Raw genomic sequence first — 18,399 nt, 5'->3', positions numbered from 1 at the left:
GTTCTCTTGGATGCGGGGGTTTGGTGTAAGTGATCATAGAGAAAGAGCGTGGTAATCTAGCTGCAGTCTCCCGGAGAGTGCCAGCTTGAATTTTAGTTCCTCGATCGATCCAACCACTCGGCACAAGGCATGCGATCCAGTTTGTCACCTACCCCGAGCTAAATCTTGCCACACAACCCCTGAAAAAAGGAAGCGGCTGCCGAAAGGGGGGAATTTCGGCAGCCGTCTCAATGGGGGGAATCGGGGGGATGGTTGTCAGCGATTTCGAATCGGGGGGGGGCTTCGTCGTGCTGACGAGATGACCATGTCCCAAAATCGGCCATAAGGCTATTACGCGATCGCGGGGTCAGTGATGCGTGAAGGGACTGGCTAATTTCCAGCCAAAGCGGCGCGAACCTCAGCCCGGGCCTCGCTTGGCAAGCTGTTGATCCATTGGTTCGCGGCGTCCGGGTCGTAAGTCATCCATATCCTAGCCAGATCCTTCCGGGCGGTCGTCTTCGCCTGACATTCCGGTAAATCGTCGGCCCAGCGGCTGGCGGCAATTGGATCTACCTGCCCCCAGGTTTTGACTTGAAAGCTGACATCGGAGCTAATCTTTTGCATTTCGGGATCATCCGGGGAAATATCTTGGCCCCTCTCAAGCCGATAGGCCGTGCAAGTTGAAAGAAATGCCGGATCGCTATTTCCATATTTCCAAACATCGGAAAACTTTTCAGCCACCTTCAATTTCTCTTCTTCAGGCAGTGCCTCGAACTGACTCGAAAGCTGAGCAAGATGGGTAGAATCCCAATACTTGAGATTGTCTAACAAGAAGCTGAAATTCGATCCTGAATTTTCAGCTACGGCTTCCAGCCAACTCTCCGGCTGTTGCGTCCATCTGGAACTCTTGGATTCCCAGGATTCAGGTTTCTCGTCGATCGCCTGATTGACCAATTCCAAATCATCCGGCGAATCGATTGCAGCCTTCAGGCGGGTCATCGCATTGCGATCCTTCGCCAGATAGCTGGTCAATTCGGTCAACATTTCAGCACGCTCCGCCACACTGAGATGGAGTCGGTTTAGCGACGCGATGGCGGCAGCGGGATCGTCCGAAGCCAGAATTTGCAAACTGCTTTTCTGAATGTCCCCCACTTGCTCCCGGGTAAAATTCAGCGACTCCAAATCCGCCTCCAGCCACTGCTGGGCGTTGTTCTCACGGATGTAGAGAGAAGGTTGAGCCGCCAGCTTCTGCATCCATTCTTTCGAGAAGGTGGTGAGACAGGAGGGGAACTCACGTAAAAAATCAGTCTGGAGATATGGGGTGCTAAGCGCATCATAGAACCGGCTCCAGCCATCGGGTTGCGCCTGCAATCGGGCAATTTCTTCAGAGAAGGATTGATTCAGCTTGGTTTGAATGGAAATGGATTCGCCGATTCCCCGATTCGATTTTGGAAGCTTATTCAAATACTCATCCAGCAGCTCAGGATCAAGGCGGGCAACATTCGCGAAAAGCTGATACATACTACCCGTAAAAAAATTTGACACCACGGATGTGTCACTGGGTTTCTCGATCAGCCGATTCAAGACAAGCTCCGGATCAGACTCCGCAAGAATTGTTAAAATGGCGTTTTCCTGGTTGGTGGGATGTTTATCCAAAAATTCGACCAAACTTTCCGGATCGCGGGTTGCCCAAAGTCTCACCGCGCCTGTGGGGACGATGTTATTTGATAGCGACCACTCCAATTGACCTTCGGGATCCGCGCGAGCCCACTTTAAAGCCGCCAGCTTATTGAAAAGCACGGCTTCTGGTCCCGCTGCAGTTTCGAACCAACCTGCCTTGATCCATTGTGCAAGTTCCTCCACGTCCATGGATTCGACAAGGCCCATGACCGCCAGCATGCGATCGCGCTGCGAACCAGCAGCCATGACGGTTTTCACCTTTTGCCTCACCTCAGCCGGAGTTCCGGATTCAAGTCTCGGGCGGGCAGAGCGGTTCGAGGTTCGCGTCGCTTGGAGGACCGGCTGATCTCTTCCGCCATCGGGCTTCGGCGCAAATCCAGCAAACCACCAACCCACGATAGTGGTAACGATCAAAAGGCCCGAATGCCATGCGAACCGTGGCGAATAGGGTTGAGGGGTATTCATGGCTTTTTGATATAGTTCTGTTTCATCCACTCAATCTGACTGGCTGACATCCCCGAGCTATCCAGCCATTGCATGGCAGCTTCCATATCTTGGCCGGACCATTCGAATAGCACGATCGGCAACACGCTACGCTGTCCATAATTTGCCCTGGTTGCAGCTCCTTCAAAATCGCCAGCTGTTAACAAAGATCGGGAAAGGACATTCGAAAGCGGCTCGATCACTGCGGGGTCGGATTGATGATCGATCCAGTCTCCCATCGCTGCAGGCTCACTGTTGGCCCAAGTTTGAGGAACTGATGGCAGGTTCGGATTCAACAATTTGAGCGTGCCGCTTTGAGCGAATGCGGCCATGGTTTCACCCGGATTTTCGTACAGCAAAGTTTCCATCAGCCGGTAGCTCGAATCGGTTTCCTTACCCCAGGCAGCGCTAAGCGGTTTCCCTTGCTGCAACGCCCAAGGATCCACTTCCAACAAGCGCGAGACAATTGCTAGCGCCCGCTCCGGCTCATTCTCCAGCAAACTCATGCCGACTGCGCCCAACTGCTGCCTCGCAATCCGCGGCGCGGTAGTTTCCATTGCCTCCCTCTCCGCCGCCGCAGGGTCCGTTTTCAGCAGGTTATCGAACCGGGCTTGCTCCAGTTTCAACTTGAATTCTCCCGATGGCGCTTGCTCTGCGAACTTCTGCAGCAATTCGGGGTCTTTTGATGCCAGAGTATCGACGAAAATGGAAAAATTATCCTCCTCGCCCACACCACCGCCTCTCGCCCCTTTCCTTTTCCCATCGGCCAGGATGCGCGAAAAGGCAGTCCATGGGTCCTTCATCACCCAATCCCGAAAAGCAACTGCAGGAAACCCACCGCCATTGCTTTCGATGAACTCGAACAGCTCCTCGGGCTGATCGGAATGAGACAGCAATCCCATATTCAACAAAATCGACTGCCTTTGTTCTGCCGGAAATTCGTTCAGATGCCGCATCAGCCAATCTGAATGATTTGGATAAATGCCAAACAGGAATGACGAGGTTTCGGAAGAACTCGTCCTGTCAATCGCCGCAAAGGCAGCATCCGGGTCATTCGCGGCCCAACTGCGCAAGATGGAATCGTGCCAATTGTCCGAAGTGCTCGCCAGCGCGCCTTTCGGATCAAGCTCGGTCCAACGGGTCAGCACCAGCCCCATCACGTCGTGGTTTTTAGGCTCAACGTGCTGATACTGATCAAAAAATTCCGCGATCTGCCGGACGTTCGCGTCCATCAGCCAAAGGGCGATTTTTTCATACAACAACTCAGGGCTGGAATTCAGCAAGGTCTCGACGGTCTCACTTGAAGGAGCAGGTATTTCGAGATTCATGGAAGATCCCCCAGGCTTGCGGGAGGAAGATCTGACGTGGCTACCAGATCTCACCTGCGTTTGATCTGGAGTCGTTCCTTTTTCCGCATCGGACGCCTGTCCCGTTCTTCGAATCGCGAATCCTGTCGCAAGGCCTATCAGGCATATCGCCGTCGAGATGAAAATGGGGCCACGTGACATCTCTATGACTTGAGCGTGTGAAGCGCCGTTATGAAATCATTTTTTTGCGAAATGACACTCTTTTTCCCAGCAGGGAATGACGGAAGCCTTGCACTTTGCAACTCAGGAAAAAGCCCGAAAAAACAGCCATTTTGGAATCTTTTCCCAAGTTATTCACAATTGGTTCCGGGAACGATTCACAGCCGAACCAAGCATGCAGGGCATTCATTGGAGTTATGAATGAATGGTGTGAACAAGATGGTGACAACCTGTGAACAAGCTAAAAACAAAATCACAACCCACTCGATTTGTACACATTACAAAAATCAGTTATTCCATAACCAAAAAGTCCCTGCCAACACTTGTTCGAGGCAAGACCTTTTGCTCGTTTTCCAGCGTTGCGGTGGATAAGTCGGATTTTCCACACGAAACGTGGGTTTTTCGACTTTTCCCACAAGTTATTCACAATGGTGTGAACAGAGATGATCGTGCATCCTACGCTTGGCCGCAGCAGTCTTTCATGCGCTGGATCAGATGCTCGAGCCGGGGCATGGAAACACCGGCCTTTTTCGCCCGGCGGAGTGGTTCTTCCCAGATCGGACCCAACTCGATTTCCCGTCCTTCGACGAAATCGATCATGGTCGATGGCCGGTATGGTCCCATCGGTCTCGTCCGCTCGATGTTTTGACTGATCAATGCCTCGTCCAGATCGATCCCCTGGGCGCGGGCGGCGAGGATGATTTCCGCCATCAAACCTCGGATTTCCATTTCGATCGCTGGATCCGCGAGCAGAATGTCGGTTGTCACACCGCCTTCGGCCACAGCCAAGCCATTGAACGGTATATTCCAGATCAATTTGACCCATTGGGCCTTTTCCAAATCTCCGGACAATTCGGCTGGAATTCCTGCCGCATTCATACGAGCCACCAAAATCTTTGCTCGATCCCCACCGGGGCGCCATTCACCTAAAGAGATTTTGCCACCCGCCGTATGGCTGACCAAGCCGGCGGCCATGCGGTTGATGCAAACAAAGCAAAGACCGCCCAAAACCCGCTGAGGACCGACGATTTCGGCAATTTGCTCGCAGTTGCCCAAACCATTCTGCAGGGTCAGCACCTGTGTTTGATCGTGCAGCAACGGAGGCAACACCTGTTTGAGCAGGTGATTCGCGGTTGCCTTCCAGGCCACAATCACCAGATCGACTGGCCCGATCGCTTCGGGCGTGCGATATGCCTGAACCTGTGGCAGTTCGAAATCACCATGGCAGCTTCCGACCTTCAGCCCGTTTTTCTGGATTTCGTCAAAGTCCGAGCGCAGCAAAAACCGCACGTCCTCCCCTGCTTTCGCCAATCTTCCACCGTAATAAAGTCCGATCGCTCCAGATCCTACGATCGCAATGCTTTTGAAATTCCAACTCGATTCACTCATCCTTGTAAGGCTCTGCTCGCCGTGAATCGATACACCTTGTCAGCCAGCGCACCAACTTTTCCGTTTCATCAGATCCATCGCGCATCGAGCTCAGCGCTGTCCAATCCAGATGAGCCCGAGAATTCACCGATGAAATCCGGGTCACATCCAGCATCGACATGATCGCATCCGTCTCGCGCAGGTTCGCGTTCAAAATGTTCGCAGGGCGCGGCAGTTCTTCGAGAACTTCCGGAGTTAGACCGAAGGAAGTCACGCCCACCCCGAAGGTCGCGCTGAGACGGCGGAGTCCATCCGCCAACGCTTCATCCACGATCGGTGCCGCGTAAATCAACTCTCCCCCTTGCGCCCAGGTGGACACGGCAAGCGTTTGGAAAAAATCTTCCCGATAGGTCGCCAGCGATGGCTGAATCCTCAGCCGCGCCGCATGCAATCGAAATGGTGCAAGTCCAAGGCGTTGCTTAAACGCCAGCATCGTCTCGTCCAGAGACATTTCTTCATCTGGCGAGCCTCCGGTTTCCCAATCGACCAATACCATTTCTGGAAATTTCCACAGGTTGCTGATCGGTGAGTCCTTGCCGAACGCCTCACGGAACGCGAACGGGAAACGTCCGTTGACTTCGAAATATCGGGTCACGACTGCGCGGAACTTGCGGACCCGCATCATGGCTTCGTCCACCACGCCTTGATCGCCCGAGGTGAGGTCATCCAAACGACCCTGCGTCAGGGATAGCAGCTCCTGCGCACCGGAAAGCGCTGGAAGTGGCGCGCTACGCCGGTAGTAGCCCTGGCCTTTTTCCACCTTGGCGATCGGCGAGCCCGGATCGCACGACATGATGGAAAAATGGTAGCGGAGCGACGCATCCGAGTAATTCCCGTTCAACTGCATCCGCACCAACCGGATCAGTTCCGTTCCCTTAATTGCGTCGGACGGATTTGCCGGGAGCAATTGGGATAGTAGGTCGGATAGCTGCTTACGGAGGCTCATGTGGAGGTTTTGAAACAAATTGCTTGTCTCCGAGTATCCAATTCCGCCTACCGGCCTGCATCAAGCCCCAAAAAAGGCGGAATCGAAAATGAAATTACGCCTTCCTTGAAATTTTCAGCTCATGGATGAATTCGGCGTTGAGCCCACGATCGTTGCAGATACGGGGTAAAGCCGCGATGGATCTATCTTCGTTCAACCGGAATCAAAATTCTTTTTGAAGGAATCCACTCCAGCTCTTGTCCAAACGGTAATCACCCCCATGATATGATGATGAATTTCAAATCCGCACTCATAGCTGTTGCCTGCCTATCAGCGCCTTTCGCGAAAGCCCAAGCCCCCGATGCAAATGCGATCATTGAGCGCGCAAGAATTTCGGCCACATTGACAGAGCTGGACGATGGTCTCAATGGAGAGCTGTCGCAGGGCCGTAAAACCATTCCGATCGCCTTATTCCTGAAAGGAGAAAACATCCAGTTCCAATTCAATGAAGGCAAGGACTGGCGCGTGTTTCACATGCGTCTCGGCGACGAGGAATACAAACTCTTTGAAATCGTCGATGGCAAAACGATCGCATTTCCTTCGTCAAAAATTGTTGAACCCATCGCCGGCACGGATCTCACCTACGAAGATCTTTCCTTCCGCTTCTTCTATTGGCCGAATCCAAAATTTGAGAAACAAGAAGACGTCGGAGGTCAGCCTTGCTATAAAATCCGACTCGACAAACCATCAGGTCAGTCCGGTCGATATGAAAGCATGTATGTCTGGGTTCACACCAAATACGGTGCCTTCATGCAGATCAAGGGTTACGATAAGAATGGCAAGTTGCTGAAACAGTTCGAAGTCCGTGATGTCATGAAAGTGTCCAAGGATCTCTACACATTGAAGAAAATGCAGGTCTCCAGCTACGATCCAAAAACCGAGCGCCGCAGCAGCATCACCAATGTCACCTTCGACACTCCGAAGATCCGCTGAAGCAAAATCCATCATTCCACCACCGCAATGATGGAGCCAAAAAGGTCGGTCGATTTTTGAAGATCATCGGCCTGCTTCATTTGCGAAATCACTCCATCCAGAAACAACGCATTCTCGCAACCGAGACTTCGGAATAAATCCGCGAACTCATAGAAGTTCGGAGACTTGGGTGAATCGGAGCGACTGATTGCCAAGATCACATTTCCTTCGTGATCCACACCAACCCCATTTCGCAACAACCGGGATTCCGATTGCTTGCGAAATGCGGCGTGGGTTTGACCATTTTTCAGCAACAACGGCCCGGATTGGACGGCATAGCGAATCCCGTTTCTGTTAGCGTCAAATGCTGAGGCATCCACGATTTGCGCTCCATCTTCGGTGAGGAAAAATACACCGTTCGGTTTGAGGAAAAAATTCCCATTGCCATCCTTGCGATTGAGCGGGTTCAGCGTTTTCCCATTTTGGATCAAGAGTCCGCTGGGGATTCCTCCAGGCTCGAAGATGCCACCATTCATGAACATGACAGGCTTTTCGCCAGAATCTGTTAGAGCGCGATTCACTGCTTGGAATGTCCTTAACGGTTTCTTATCCTTCCCCAGCCAGATCACCCGCACCCGATCCGGCTTCACGCGCCAAATCCGATATTCGATGCCAGCACGCTGCACCTTTTCTTCTCCTCCTGAAGCAATTTGGAATAGCACAACGAGTATGAAAAGAATCCGCATGGCCTGAGAGCATCGCATCACCTATTCATTGTCGAGTTGGATTCAGTGATGGCGAAAGCGTGTTCCGCCAACCAAACCGAAAACGACGCAGGCGGCCAATCCTACCCACAGGCCGCCTTGAGATTTTTTCTCAAGTTTCATTTTCATCTTCATCGGCTCATCGCCTGCGATCTGAATACTCCTGCCGAAAGTTAGAACTGTTCCATGCTCTGGAATGGTAACTTCCAGGCCTTGGCGTGCTGGTTCTGCCGCCAATTGCTGGGCTACGATGCGTGCGGCAATTTCTTTCAGCGCGGCATTTTCATCCGCCGAATTTCCTGAAATCGCCCGATCAAAATCTTTCGGATCAAAGTTCACAGCACCTCTTAGCAACGGATTGGATTCGGCAGCCTGTTCGATCTGGACATTCTCACCCCCTTCCAGATTTTGATCCATCAGCACTTTTTGCCGACGTGTGTTGAGGCCAAGCATGGCTTGTTGCATCCTCAATTGGCGCAACTGGATTCGCGCATCCTCGTTAGACGCCTCGTCGAGCCGGTTGCTTTTGAGTGCATTGTCGAACGCAGCACTCGCTTTTTCCTGATCACCACTTCTCATCCATGCACTGGCCTTATCCAGCATGGCCACGGCAGATTCGGAATCATTGGAGCGCTTACTGACAGCAAAAGATTGATAGTCCTCAAGTCGGAAAACTCCTGATCGGCTTTGTTTTTTCAAATCAAAATCTCCACCATCGGTCTCGAACTTCCAGCCTTCCGGCACCAAAACACGCCATGTTAGATTTTCCATAGGCACGTCCAATAGTGGACCTTCCAATTCTGATTTGTTGCTGGATGAATAAGTGAATCGAACTTTTGCAGCGCCTTGTTGATCAGCGGGCGGAGATACGCGAAACAGCAACACGTTGGCATCTCTAACCAAATTAGCGCCCTCTCCATTCACCTCCACATTGAACAACTTCGCACCATCGGGAAGGGTCAATCGAATGGTTCCAATTTCAACCACCTGCATCGTCAAATCGACAGCGGTGAGTGCCTGACCTGTCGGGGAGATCAAACTTGTTAGTTCTCCTGCGGAAACCCGCATTTTTTTAGTTCCAGCCAATTGATGTCTGGCGACGGCAACCTCCAAAGGTCCATCCGCGTCAGCAACCCGGAACGCTAGAGCTGGTGCCATCTGATCGGTGAACTGACTCACAGCAGCACGCAACACGGACCAATCCGTTTTTTGCCAGCCGCTTGGAGTTTTGGAGACAGACAATTCCAAACGACCACCCGCCCTCAATGCCACGAAATACGTTAGCTGTCGTACTTCCATCAACTCCACAGTTGAAATGCGCTCAACTCCATCAGCAGTTCCGCGACGTTGGAACTCGAGATCCACCTTGGTGTTACCGGCAATGCCTCGCTGAAAATGGACATCCCACAGTTCCGGCTCATCCGGGACTCGGACCAAATCAGCAACGGCTGTTCCACTGGCTCGGACTGTTGCTGCCGCATCTTCATCAAGCCCAGGAATCCGGATTCTTACTGATTTCACCGCAGAGTTTTCAATCCGATAATCCATGGACAAATGACTCAGCACTTGTCCTTCTCGAAGCGTAACATCCTGTAAAACTTGTGCCGTGATCCATGGATCGAGTTTGCCGATGGCGAGCCTGAGAATCCAGTCCCTTTCTAACAAGCGATAGGCAAGGGCACCGGGTTGTTTCCCAATCTTGGCCTGAGTGCCAGAGGCCAATTCGCTGGCATCGATTTGCGAGATTTTCTGACGGTCCACGGCGCGAACCTGCAGCCCGCGCTCGGGGACGATCACGATGCGCCCGCTTTCCCGGCTGGTATTTCGTAATGAAAGCTTGGGAACTTCCCAGTTTTCTGTGGAAGGAACGGCAGCTCCACTCATGGTTAAACTGAACATGCGCCGCCCGATCGATTTTTCTGTTAGATAGATAATCAGCAATCGCTTTTCACCATCGTGGCTTTCTGACCAATGATCCATTCCCTCCCCGGTCACACTTTCGATGTCCAAGTCCGCTGGCAAGGACAGCTCAAGTTTGAACACCCCTGCCTTCGAAATATCAACGGTTAGATCCGTGGAAACGACCAGGCGATCCTCTCCCAGTGAGATCACCTGCCAAATATCAGAACGCAAGTCCGGCTCTACGTTCGTAAGTCGCAAGAGCCCTTCAGCTTTCTCGCCCGAATATCGGAAAACTTGTTGAGGACGACCCCTGTCATTACCTCCAATTCGGAAATCACCAGGATCCACTTTGGTCAAACCAACCTGCGGCATTAAATCACCCTGAACGCCATCGCCATACACGATTCCCAGCAACCCCACTTCGCCTGCTGCTTCCTTCACGCGAAGTGGCTGCAATACGAGATCTGAAGGCAAACTGGCAATCCCACATTGCGTAGTGATATTAAATCCGAATGGATGATCCTGGAAGGGCTCGAGCACCAAATTCAACTCTTGCGTTGATGGATCGAATGCCCAGGAACCGATGGGACCAGCATCCACATCCGCTACCGCAAAGTTCTTTGGTAGATGGATGGAAAGCGTTTGAAGGCGTCCCTGGGTGGGCTTGATGTCGAAATGATGCTGGCCTGTAACAACACCGGCATCCGCCACAAACAAGTCCTGTGATTCGACAAAAAATTTCAGAGATTCTTTGCTAACATCACGAGCCATCGGACGCATTCCGATCATGATATGATCCGAAGGATTGAGTGTGATAACAGCTCCACTTTCTTGATTGGCAGCATCTCCATCAAGGGGAGTAATTTTGGCAGCCTGATCCGAGTAGAACTCCCAACCCGCGCCAGGACGACGGATTTGCAGAATTTGCATCACCGCAGGTCCTGTAGGAACCAACCAAAGATCACTTGAATCTCCAGGTGCCATTTCAAAATTCACGGACGCTTGGGATAAACCAACAGAATCAAGCTCGATGAGATAGGCAGTGCCAACTTTGAGTAAATGCGAGCTATTACTATCAAAAGAAGTCACAACGGCAGGTTGATTCAGGAGAAGATAGCGATCGCCGACTTCCCCACGCATCGTGATACTCAGCTTAGCTTGAACTCGCCCGCCCTCCATTCGCCATTCTTGCTGGATCGATTCCGCGGGACGATGTTCTTCGCTCCTGGCTTGGAGCATCGATAATGACAAGAAGACAAGCGTCCATACTGAAATCACACTGGCCTTTTTGCGAAGCAAAGGTCGTATTATCGCGATAGTCCTCGGCAAACAGCGAGCCGCCATCAGGATGGCAATCAGTAGAAAGATGATCATCGCACCGTGATGAAGTGAAAGCACACCCATTCCAAAAGTCAGAATCCCGATCCATTTAACGATCCGCCATTTTTTGTATAATGATATTCCTATTATTGCTGCACCCAACAGCAGGCACGAAATTGCAGGCAAACTGAATTCCGACTTCCAAGGCTGGACATTCGCAATCTCGACAAAAATCGAGTCACGCGCATTCAGAACAGGTGTGGTGTATTCAAGGCTCTGCAGTCCCGCTTGTGGAATTTTGGCAGCTATCAGACCAAAAACCAAAGCCCCGAAAGCACCTATGAGGCCAAGAACCACACCTACGCGATGATCACGAAAATACCACATCAACAGAAAAATTGATATCAGTGTAAAAACAGGAAGCTTACGACTTCTCATCCAGGACCATCCTGTACCCGCTGCAGAAAAACCGATTTGTTCTGCATTTCCGGACTTAGGATTCAAGACCCGTCCTTCATCTGCAGTAACCATCCATTCGCCAAGGACAAGTGGAGATTCAAGGATAGGTGCTATTAGATGGATCTTGTCCGAATTTTTGGACTTCGCCCCGTATTGAACGACGACCTCGATCAATTCGTTGGGATCTGATTTCACCTCGACCGGGATTAAGATCTGTCCGTCATCCTGGCGCGCATGCACTGATTCACCAGCCACTTCACATTTCCATAAAATGGCATGATCAGGCAACAGCATCCGCAATCCGGTTTGTCCTTTGGATTTAATGAAATAACGTGCATTTGTCACCCATTCGCCATCTCTGGAAACATGCGTGGATAGCTTTACAAAGTCCGCAACTTGCTCCACGGTTTCACCCTGCTCATACCAATGGATTTGCATGCCGATTTGGAAATCGCGAGATGTATATTGCCAAGCTTCCAAAGTTTGAGCACTACTCAATATCCTGAATTCTGGCGGCAATTCCGTGGCTTCCAGTTTAAGCAATGAACCTTCACTTCGAGCAACTTCGTAATCAACCTGAAGCGGACTCACCACCTGGATATATCCACGCTCGCTCTGAACTCCCAAGGGCCGAACTTCACCAGGTGAAATCTCTCCGCCTGCGGCACTCATTGGTTGCTCGAACGTCACCAATAGCGTTACCGCCCCAGATACAGGCCGTGATAATGGGACAATCAATTCTGTGCCTTGCCGTCGCCAATCGCGACCGACACTCTGACCTGTCACTTCAATGTTCCCGATTGATTCTGGAACAGCTATTTTCCATTCGCTGACTGGTGCGCCAACCACAAAGAAATTCATCAATACACTGCCATACGCCGAACCGGATTTCAGTGAGTAAAGATGAAATACATCCGCCTGCACACTTTGACCCAATGCTTCAACTTGAAGTTGGAGTTTCCATGATTCTTCTTTCAAGCGGAATGCTTGTTGCAATGCAGGAATTTTTCGTGGAAAAAACGTAACCGGAACCTCAGTCCCCCCGGAGGTTTCACCAATAGCCAATCGATAGCCGGCAGCTGCAGTCGCGCCAATATAGCCACGTCTCGATTTTGCATCAGGGAATTCAAGTGGTTGGAGCAGCCAATCTCCAGCAGCAGCTGGATCGTTCTTTTCAAGATTGAGCGCGATTAGCTGTCGACCAAACAACGGCTGGTTAAAGAGGATCTTCAGTTTCCTCATCCCGTTTTTCAAATTCTCCCCAAGCGTGTAATCCTGCACGGAGGACCCACCCAATCCAGCTACCGAATATCCATCCGGAATTTCCAATTCCCAATCGCGTATCGAAGCTTCACGAATATCCAATTCCAATTGGGATTCGATCCGCCGATCGGTCTCATCCAGATGATAAACGCTAACCTCCGTCACTCCGACCTCAGGCAACACTTGATGGGCGGCAACTACGTATTGATATTCTGCCGAAGGAAATCGATACACCAAACCAGCTGGAACTTCATCATGCATGGGGAATGAATCGGCCGAAATCTGAATCAATCCTTTATGGTCAACCACGTCGGAACGAACTGCGCCATCATTTCGTAATCTCAACCAACCACTGTGTCGCAAAGCACCGACAGGCACCACACGCACCCCATCCACACGCGCGGGGAATCCAGACATGGATGTCTGCAAATCCATCGATAAGTGGATGCTTTCTTTCATCGGTTGGCTAAATTCCAACTCAATGAGTCGAATCCCATCTTGCTCTCTTACCGACCAGGTTCGCAATCCATCTCCCCGAACTGCCATCACTTCAGCCTTCCCGAAAAGTTGGCACGTCATACCCGGCATCTCACCTTGTAGCACCTTGATATTAAGATTTGATTTCTGCTTTACCAATCCACTGCCAACTTGAATGTCAGTCACCGCTTCACTTGAAAATACAAGTGCTTGTTTCCGGATGTTCGTATCTTGTTTCCATGCCAACTCGGCAGATCCGTTCGCAGCGAGGAAACCGGTCGCGAACTCTGCCGCATCATGCGACCATTTTGGGACTACTGCCCGCTTTGGATCGAATACAACCAATCGATCCAGCCCACGAATTTGTATCGGAATGATCACGCCGCCAGGAACAGAGAAGTTCAGCGAACTCCACTCCTTATCATGTTCGACGGGTGCCTGAAATTCGATTCGGAATGGGATATCCCCTTCGCGCTCCGCAATCAGAACATGATCGTATCCAACATTTGCCCTTCTTAACTCCAAGTGCCAACCGTCACCCGCAACCCCGTTTGCGATAGCGCCATTGCCTGTTAAAACATCTACTGTTGCCCCTTCTTTTTGAGAATGGATTAGACCTGTTAGATCAAAATCAACACTTTCACCGTCGGGCGCACATGTACCAGTAAGCATGACTTCCTTCAAAATAGCTCCCCCCGCATCCGGTCCTGAATCAATGACTGAGATATCTAACAAACCAGCTCCATCGCCTATAAAACCGATACCTTGACTCACACTCAAGGGCCTGAGCCCGTCCGATTGATTCAATTGAACCTCAACCCCATCGACTGCTGTTAAATGCACTTCACCAGTGAAACTCGATGATCCTGCCGAAGATGGGAGAAGAACCTTGAATCTGCCATCATGCACCGAAGTCCTTGATTCCACTGAAATGACGTTTGGTTGTCGTAGATCGAGTTCCTTTGGACGAATCGAAAGAAATCGCGCACCATCGGCATTTGTGCGAACACTCCAATCGTTAATCCAGGCTCCCTCGACTTTATCAATCTCACCGTCGCCACCTAAACCGATTTCCAAAATTTCAGGATTACCCTGGAAAATTTTAAATTCAACCCGGTGCTTGCCAACCACCACATTTTTTTCAGCACGCACCTCGGTAGTTGAACGAACCCCGTAAAAACTCGGAAGCGGGGCGTTATAATCGTTTACAGGAAGAACCACCACACCATTTCCAATAGTAGGATTGGCCACTTCTTGTCCGATGGATTTTCCTAGAATCAGACACCCAACCAACCATATATAACTTAGTTTCATTTCATTCTTCAGTTTGGAAAAGGCAATAGAATACTCATCCGGTTGTTAACCTACCCGGTTTCATTACTTAACACGCACCGCCCGATCGGTCTGTAAATCCGGGGTAAATTCTCAGTGATTCAGCTTTTCGATCACTCGTAACATATCCTGAGCTTTACTGCTTTCGGCGTAATATTGCTTTACTGCTGCGATCGGGTTCGCAAACTTCTTAAAATCGATTGCATCACTTGATGCTCCAGCTTTCAGCTTTTCTCCAGCCATCATGGCTAATCCAGCCAGTTGGATGGATCGGCTGGCATGATCGAAGCTGGGCACTGCTGGATTGTAATCCATGGTCCAACTCCGCACGACTATTTCCTTGGTGGAAGCAGAGCGAAAGCGAACCCCAACATCACCAAGATCACCTTCGCCGTTTGTAATTAATTCGACTTGATAGAGCGCTATCCCAGATTCATCGGCAGCCATTTCAGCAGCATCCACCGAATCATTGCGGAAATCTTGTTCCTTGAGTCGGTTTTTCTCAAAGCCCACCAATCGATAGCGAGAAACTCTCTTAGGATTGAAATGGACCTGCACTTTCACATCCTCCGCTGCAGGATGAAAGGCACCTGCCAACTGCTGGCCAAGCTGCTCACCGGCGATGTAGTATCTGCCGTTTCCACTCCTGGACATTTCTCCTAACAAAAGATCATTCAGGCCATTGCTGCCGATACCTGCTACATCCAGAGAAACCCCCTTCATTCGCAATTCGGTGACCTGTTCTGCCAACTTCGCAGGGTCTGCATCGCCCAAATTGGCCGCGCCATCGGTAAAAAGAACGATCCGGTTTTGAGAACCATCCACATAATTTCTCGTTGCAATTTCACCGGCAAGTCTCATCGCCTGCTCCAGGTTGGTTCCCTCACCAGTTGTTCGATCCGTGGCAATTGCTGACAATTTAGGATCATTTCCTCTCAAGTTTTCGGCCAGCAAAGTAGGTGTTCTTGAGAATCCGATAATCGTCACACGATCCTCTGGCGTTAGTAACTTCGAGAGACTTGCCATCGCTTGCTCCAATGTTTCGCGGCGATCATCGCGAACCATTGAGCCAGACTGATCAATCAGCAAAGTCAGGCGCAGTGGCTGTCCATTCGCCCGACCTACGGCTGCAGTGCGAATGCCGATGCGGACCAGATTCCAGCCGGGTGTCACCGGGTCGGCAGATTGCTCGACAACTCCAGCAACACCATCCGCATTCGTGGCAGCAGCGTCGCCGTAGTCCACTGCATTATAAAATTGTTCGACTGCAATTTGGGAGGGATCAGGACTGGATCCTACCTCGAGGGCTGACTTTGCAAGTTGGAACGACACATCACTAACAGCCAACGAAAAAGTCGAGTAAGGTTGATCCTCTACAGAGGTAATTCCAGTTGATATGGTTTGTCCACCATCGACAGGCTTTTTTAGTAGATCTGTCGGCGCCTGCGGCACGCTCGACTCCCAAGCTCTATCAGCCTGCATCAGCAGCTCAGATCGAGTTTGATCGTAAGCAGCTCTATAATAATCCGTTTTTGTTGCGTCCACCTTTTCCATACCACGACGCGCCGCGGCATTGTAGGGATCGATTCTCAACACATCTTCATAGGCCGACTTAGCAGCGTCGTATTTACCTAAATTAAAATCACCTTCAGCAAGGTATAGGTTATTTCGAATTTTGTCTGCATCACTTCTATCCTCTGCCTTGAATCTAAGATCAGGATTTGCTCCAATCTCATCATCTGCATCAGATGCTTTATCACTGAAGCCATCTGAAAATAAATCCGCCCCTCCTCTTCCGCCGAGAGAACCAGCAGTAATATCTTTGTTTTCTAACGTATTTTGTTTTTTAAGCAAATCGTCAATCTGAGATTGAGGAATCGCCGAATCTCCAGATCTCAGACCGCCCGTCACGATGTTTGCTATTGAATCATAATCAGATGATTCACGCTTTGCACTCAAACCGACGTCTCCCAAACTAGTTGCAGCCCTCCCATTAGATTCAGCGTCCATGATTCCTTGACGCATTTCAGCAGTCGGCGACTGCTCTGACAACGAACGTGTCTCCGCAACTTTTGGTCCCTCAGCATACCTGCTATCCATGCGCTCATTTTTGTTACGGCGCACATCACCATCCTTAAAATTTGCCCCACTTTCTCCCCCTGCAATTTGTTCAGGGATCATTCCATCTCTCGCCCGAGGTGCAATCGCTGGATTCAAGCCTGGAGTTGATTCAGCCACCAAGTCATGCGTCTGAAGATGCGCCGAGTTCTCTTCCAGATGCGATCCCATACCTTCGCCATACGGATCAGCAGGATCACGCCCGTACTTCAGGATGATTACAGTGAGTGATAAACACGCTGCGATTCCGACCAAGCTACGCCTCCAACTGCGCCTGATATATCGGCTTTCAGGCACACTCGTTTTATCTAACAGACACTCAATTGCGTTTCTTTTGGACGGTGGCAGTTTCCAATCGGATTGGGATCCTCGTTCTGCTTCCAGTAATTGATGTATTTTAAAAATTTCTAACCGAAAATCTTCCAGGGCAGGATTCTCAGCGCAAACGCGCATCAATTCCTCAACCTCGAATGCCGACGCCTCCCCCATCACCCAAGCCACAATCCGTGCCTCAACGGCATTCGCCGAAGGCTCTGGATTTTTTGAATGATCATCTTTCATTGCTTATTCTTATTTTAGTTAGATCTCCAATCTCAGCCATCCATGCTCTCGATACCCATCCGCCGAAGACCATCAGCGAGTCCCTTGAGTAGATGATGTAATTTGTAACCAACATTTCCCACACTTAGCCCAGTCCGCTCGCTAATCTGTTCGTATTTCAGTTCTTCATGGTATTTCAGTCCGATCAATTCGCGATCCGAGTCGCTCAATTCAGCCATCAAAATTCGAAGCCGATCGACTGCTTCGAATTTTCCTATCACTCGTTCGGGACTCGCCCGGTGCTCAATCACCTCGCCATCATCCTCCAAAGCCGTTTCTTTTCGATGGTCGCGAAGATGATTGAGTGCCAAATTGCGCACCGCGCGGTATAGCCAGGCCCGAGGTTGATCGACCTGCTCAAAATGTTCGTGGAGTCGAAGAAATGCCTCCTGGACAAGATCTTCGGCAGTTTCCCGCTGTTTGGTCAGTCCGAATGCAAATCGCAGCAAAGGTGATTCCTCGGCTTCGAAAATTTCTTGGAGTGAGCGCTTCTTCTCCATGGGCTTTCGAAACAAAATCACCGGCTCAGCCTTCCCGAAAGGGATTTCCGAATCATTTCCGCGAAGAGGGCTGGTCGCTTGAATTTCCATGAGTGAACTGTTGTCGGGTCATGCCTTCCACCATCCAAGACACGCCAAGGGGAAAATCCTTGGAAAAAATCTGACAAATTTTCGGAAAGATCACCCAAGTCCGGTTAGGGATAGAATTCCATGGTTTTTGCGGGCCCTGTTGGCAGAATTTTCGCTAAGCCGAAATTTCCTTGATCTTCTCCGCCTGATTCCGCATACCCCTCCGCGCATCACGCAATGCAATTCCCGGAGGGGTGGTAGAGTGGTCGATTGCGCCGGTCTTGAAAACCGGAGAGCCGAAAGGTTCCGTGGGTTCGAATCCCACCCCCTCCGCCATTTTTGCTGTTATTGCGAACTCCCGGCAGCACTTCTTGTTTTTGTAGCATCTCCTTGATGCTGAGATGATTGGAAAACATCCTCAAATCCACCCGGTACCACGCAGTTCGTATTTGCGTCGCGAAGGCCTCTTTGTCGGGTCTACACCAAAGATTGAGGATGAGCCCGAAATTCGGCTCATCCTCAAAGATTGGGGACATGAGGCACGGATGCCATCATGTCCCCGATGTTTGTTAACCTAAATTTAGGCCTGAAGGGTTACGACC

Annotated in this window: 9 protein-coding genes and 1 tRNA gene; 2 read left to right on the top strand and 8 right to left on the bottom strand. The window is 50.6% G+C overall.

The window, feature by feature from the left end:
• Positions 1-369: 369 nt before the first annotated feature.
• The 4 genes from JIN85_RS18580 to JIN85_RS18565 all read right to left on the bottom strand — a co-directional run bounded on the left by JIN85_RS18580 (position 370) and on the right by JIN85_RS18565 (position 6,042).
• Positions 370-2,124, bottom strand: a complete 1,755-nt coding sequence (locus tag JIN85_RS18580) for a 13E12 repeat family protein (RefSeq protein WP_200273629.1) — start codon at positions 2,122-2,124, stop codon at positions 370-372.
• Positions 2,121-3,470: a hypothetical protein gene (locus JIN85_RS18575; protein WP_200273627.1), complete on the bottom strand. Its 1,350-nt coding sequence runs from the start codon at positions 3,468-3,470 to the stop codon at positions 2,121-2,123. Before JIN85_RS18575 ends, JIN85_RS18580 begins: the two co-directional genes overlap by 4 nt.
• Positions 3,471-4,124: 654 nt before the next feature.
• Entirely contained in the window at positions 4,125-5,057 is a 933-nt protein-coding gene (locus tag JIN85_RS18570) for a 2-dehydropantoate 2-reductase (RefSeq protein ID WP_200273625.1), read from the bottom strand.
• Positions 5,050-6,042 (bottom strand): hypothetical protein, encoded by a 993-nt coding sequence (locus JIN85_RS18565; protein ID WP_200273623.1) that lies wholly within the window; start codon positions 6,040-6,042, stop codon positions 5,050-5,052. Before JIN85_RS18565 ends, JIN85_RS18570 begins: the two co-directional genes overlap by 8 nt.
• Positions 6,043-6,306: 264 nt before the next feature.
• Between JIN85_RS18565 and JIN85_RS18560 the strand changes: the two genes are divergently transcribed.
• Complete coding sequence (locus tag JIN85_RS18560) at positions 6,307-7,014, top strand: outer membrane lipoprotein-sorting protein (protein ID WP_200273621.1); 708 nt, start codon at positions 6,307-6,309, stop codon at positions 7,012-7,014.
• A gap of 11 nt (positions 7,015-7,025) precedes the next feature.
• On the opposite strand, the gene JIN85_RS18555 is transcribed toward JIN85_RS18560, so the two are convergent.
• The 4 genes from JIN85_RS18555 to JIN85_RS18540 all read right to left on the bottom strand — a co-directional run bounded on the left by JIN85_RS18555 (position 7,026) and on the right by JIN85_RS18540 (position 17,818).
• The gene (locus JIN85_RS18555) at positions 7,026-7,739 is read right to left on the bottom strand and encodes a phosphodiester glycosidase family protein (RefSeq protein ID WP_200273619.1); all 714 of its coding nucleotides are present in this window, start codon (positions 7,737-7,739) and stop codon (positions 7,026-7,028) included.
• A gap of 42 nt (positions 7,740-7,781) precedes the next feature.
• The gene (locus JIN85_RS18550; RefSeq protein WP_200273617.1) at positions 7,782-14,429 is read right to left on the bottom strand and encodes a hypothetical protein; all 6,648 of its coding nucleotides are present in this window, start codon (positions 14,427-14,429) and stop codon (positions 7,782-7,784) included.
• Positions 14,430-14,603: 174 nt separating this feature from the next.
• Positions 14,604-17,189 (bottom strand): vWA domain-containing protein, encoded by a 2,586-nt coding sequence (locus JIN85_RS18545; protein WP_200273615.1) that lies wholly within the window; start codon positions 17,187-17,189, stop codon positions 14,604-14,606.
• 32 nt (positions 17,190-17,221) lie between these two features.
• On the bottom strand, positions 17,222-17,818 hold the full coding sequence (locus tag JIN85_RS18540; RefSeq protein ID WP_200273613.1) for an RNA polymerase sigma factor: 597 nt from the start codon (positions 17,816-17,818) through the stop codon (positions 17,222-17,224).
• Positions 17,819-18,045: 227 nt separating this feature from the next.
• Here JIN85_RS18540 and JIN85_RS18535 point away from each other — a divergent pair.
• Positions 18,046-18,133 (top strand) — tRNA-Ser (locus JIN85_RS18535).
• The last annotated feature ends 266 nt before the right edge of the window (positions 18,134-18,399 follow it).

Origin of the sequence: Luteolibacter pohnpeiensis, from assembly GCF_016595435.1 — a bacterium.
Lineage (GTDB): Bacteria > Verrucomicrobiota > Verrucomicrobiia > Verrucomicrobiales > Akkermansiaceae > Luteolibacter > Luteolibacter pohnpeiensis.
The sequence above is the reverse complement of the archived record's forward strand: the minus strand, read 5'-3'. Positions and strand labels throughout refer to the sequence as shown.

Excerpts from the sequence above, each read along its gene's own strand:
- JIN85_RS18580 (WP_200273629.1), bottom strand. The coding sequence starts at position 2,124 with ATGAATACCCCTCAACCCTATTCGCCACGGTTCGCATGGCATTCGGGC.
- JIN85_RS18575 (WP_200273627.1), bottom strand. The coding sequence starts at position 3,470 with ATGAATCTCGAAATACCTGCTCCTTCAAGTGAGACCGTCGAGACCTTG.
- JIN85_RS18570 (WP_200273625.1), bottom strand. The coding sequence starts at position 5,057 with ATGAGTGAATCGAGTTGGAATTTCAAAAGCATTGCGATCGTAGGATCT.
- JIN85_RS18565 (WP_200273623.1), bottom strand. The coding sequence starts at position 6,042 with ATGAGCCTCCGTAAGCAGCTATCCGACCTACTATCCCAATTGCTCCCG.
- JIN85_RS18560 (WP_200273621.1), top strand. The coding sequence starts at position 6,307 with ATGATGATGAATTTCAAATCCGCACTCATAGCTGTTGCCTGCCTATCA.
- JIN85_RS18555 (WP_200273619.1), bottom strand. The coding sequence starts at position 7,739 with ATGCGGATTCTTTTCATACTCGTTGTGCTATTCCAAATTGCTTCAGGA.
- JIN85_RS18545 (WP_200273615.1), bottom strand. The coding sequence starts at position 17,189 with ATGAAAGATGATCATTCAAAAAATCCAGAGCCTTCGGCGAATGCCGTT.
- JIN85_RS18540 (WP_200273613.1), bottom strand. The coding sequence starts at position 17,818 with ATGGAAATTCAAGCGACCAGCCCTCTTCGCGGAAATGATTCGGAAATC.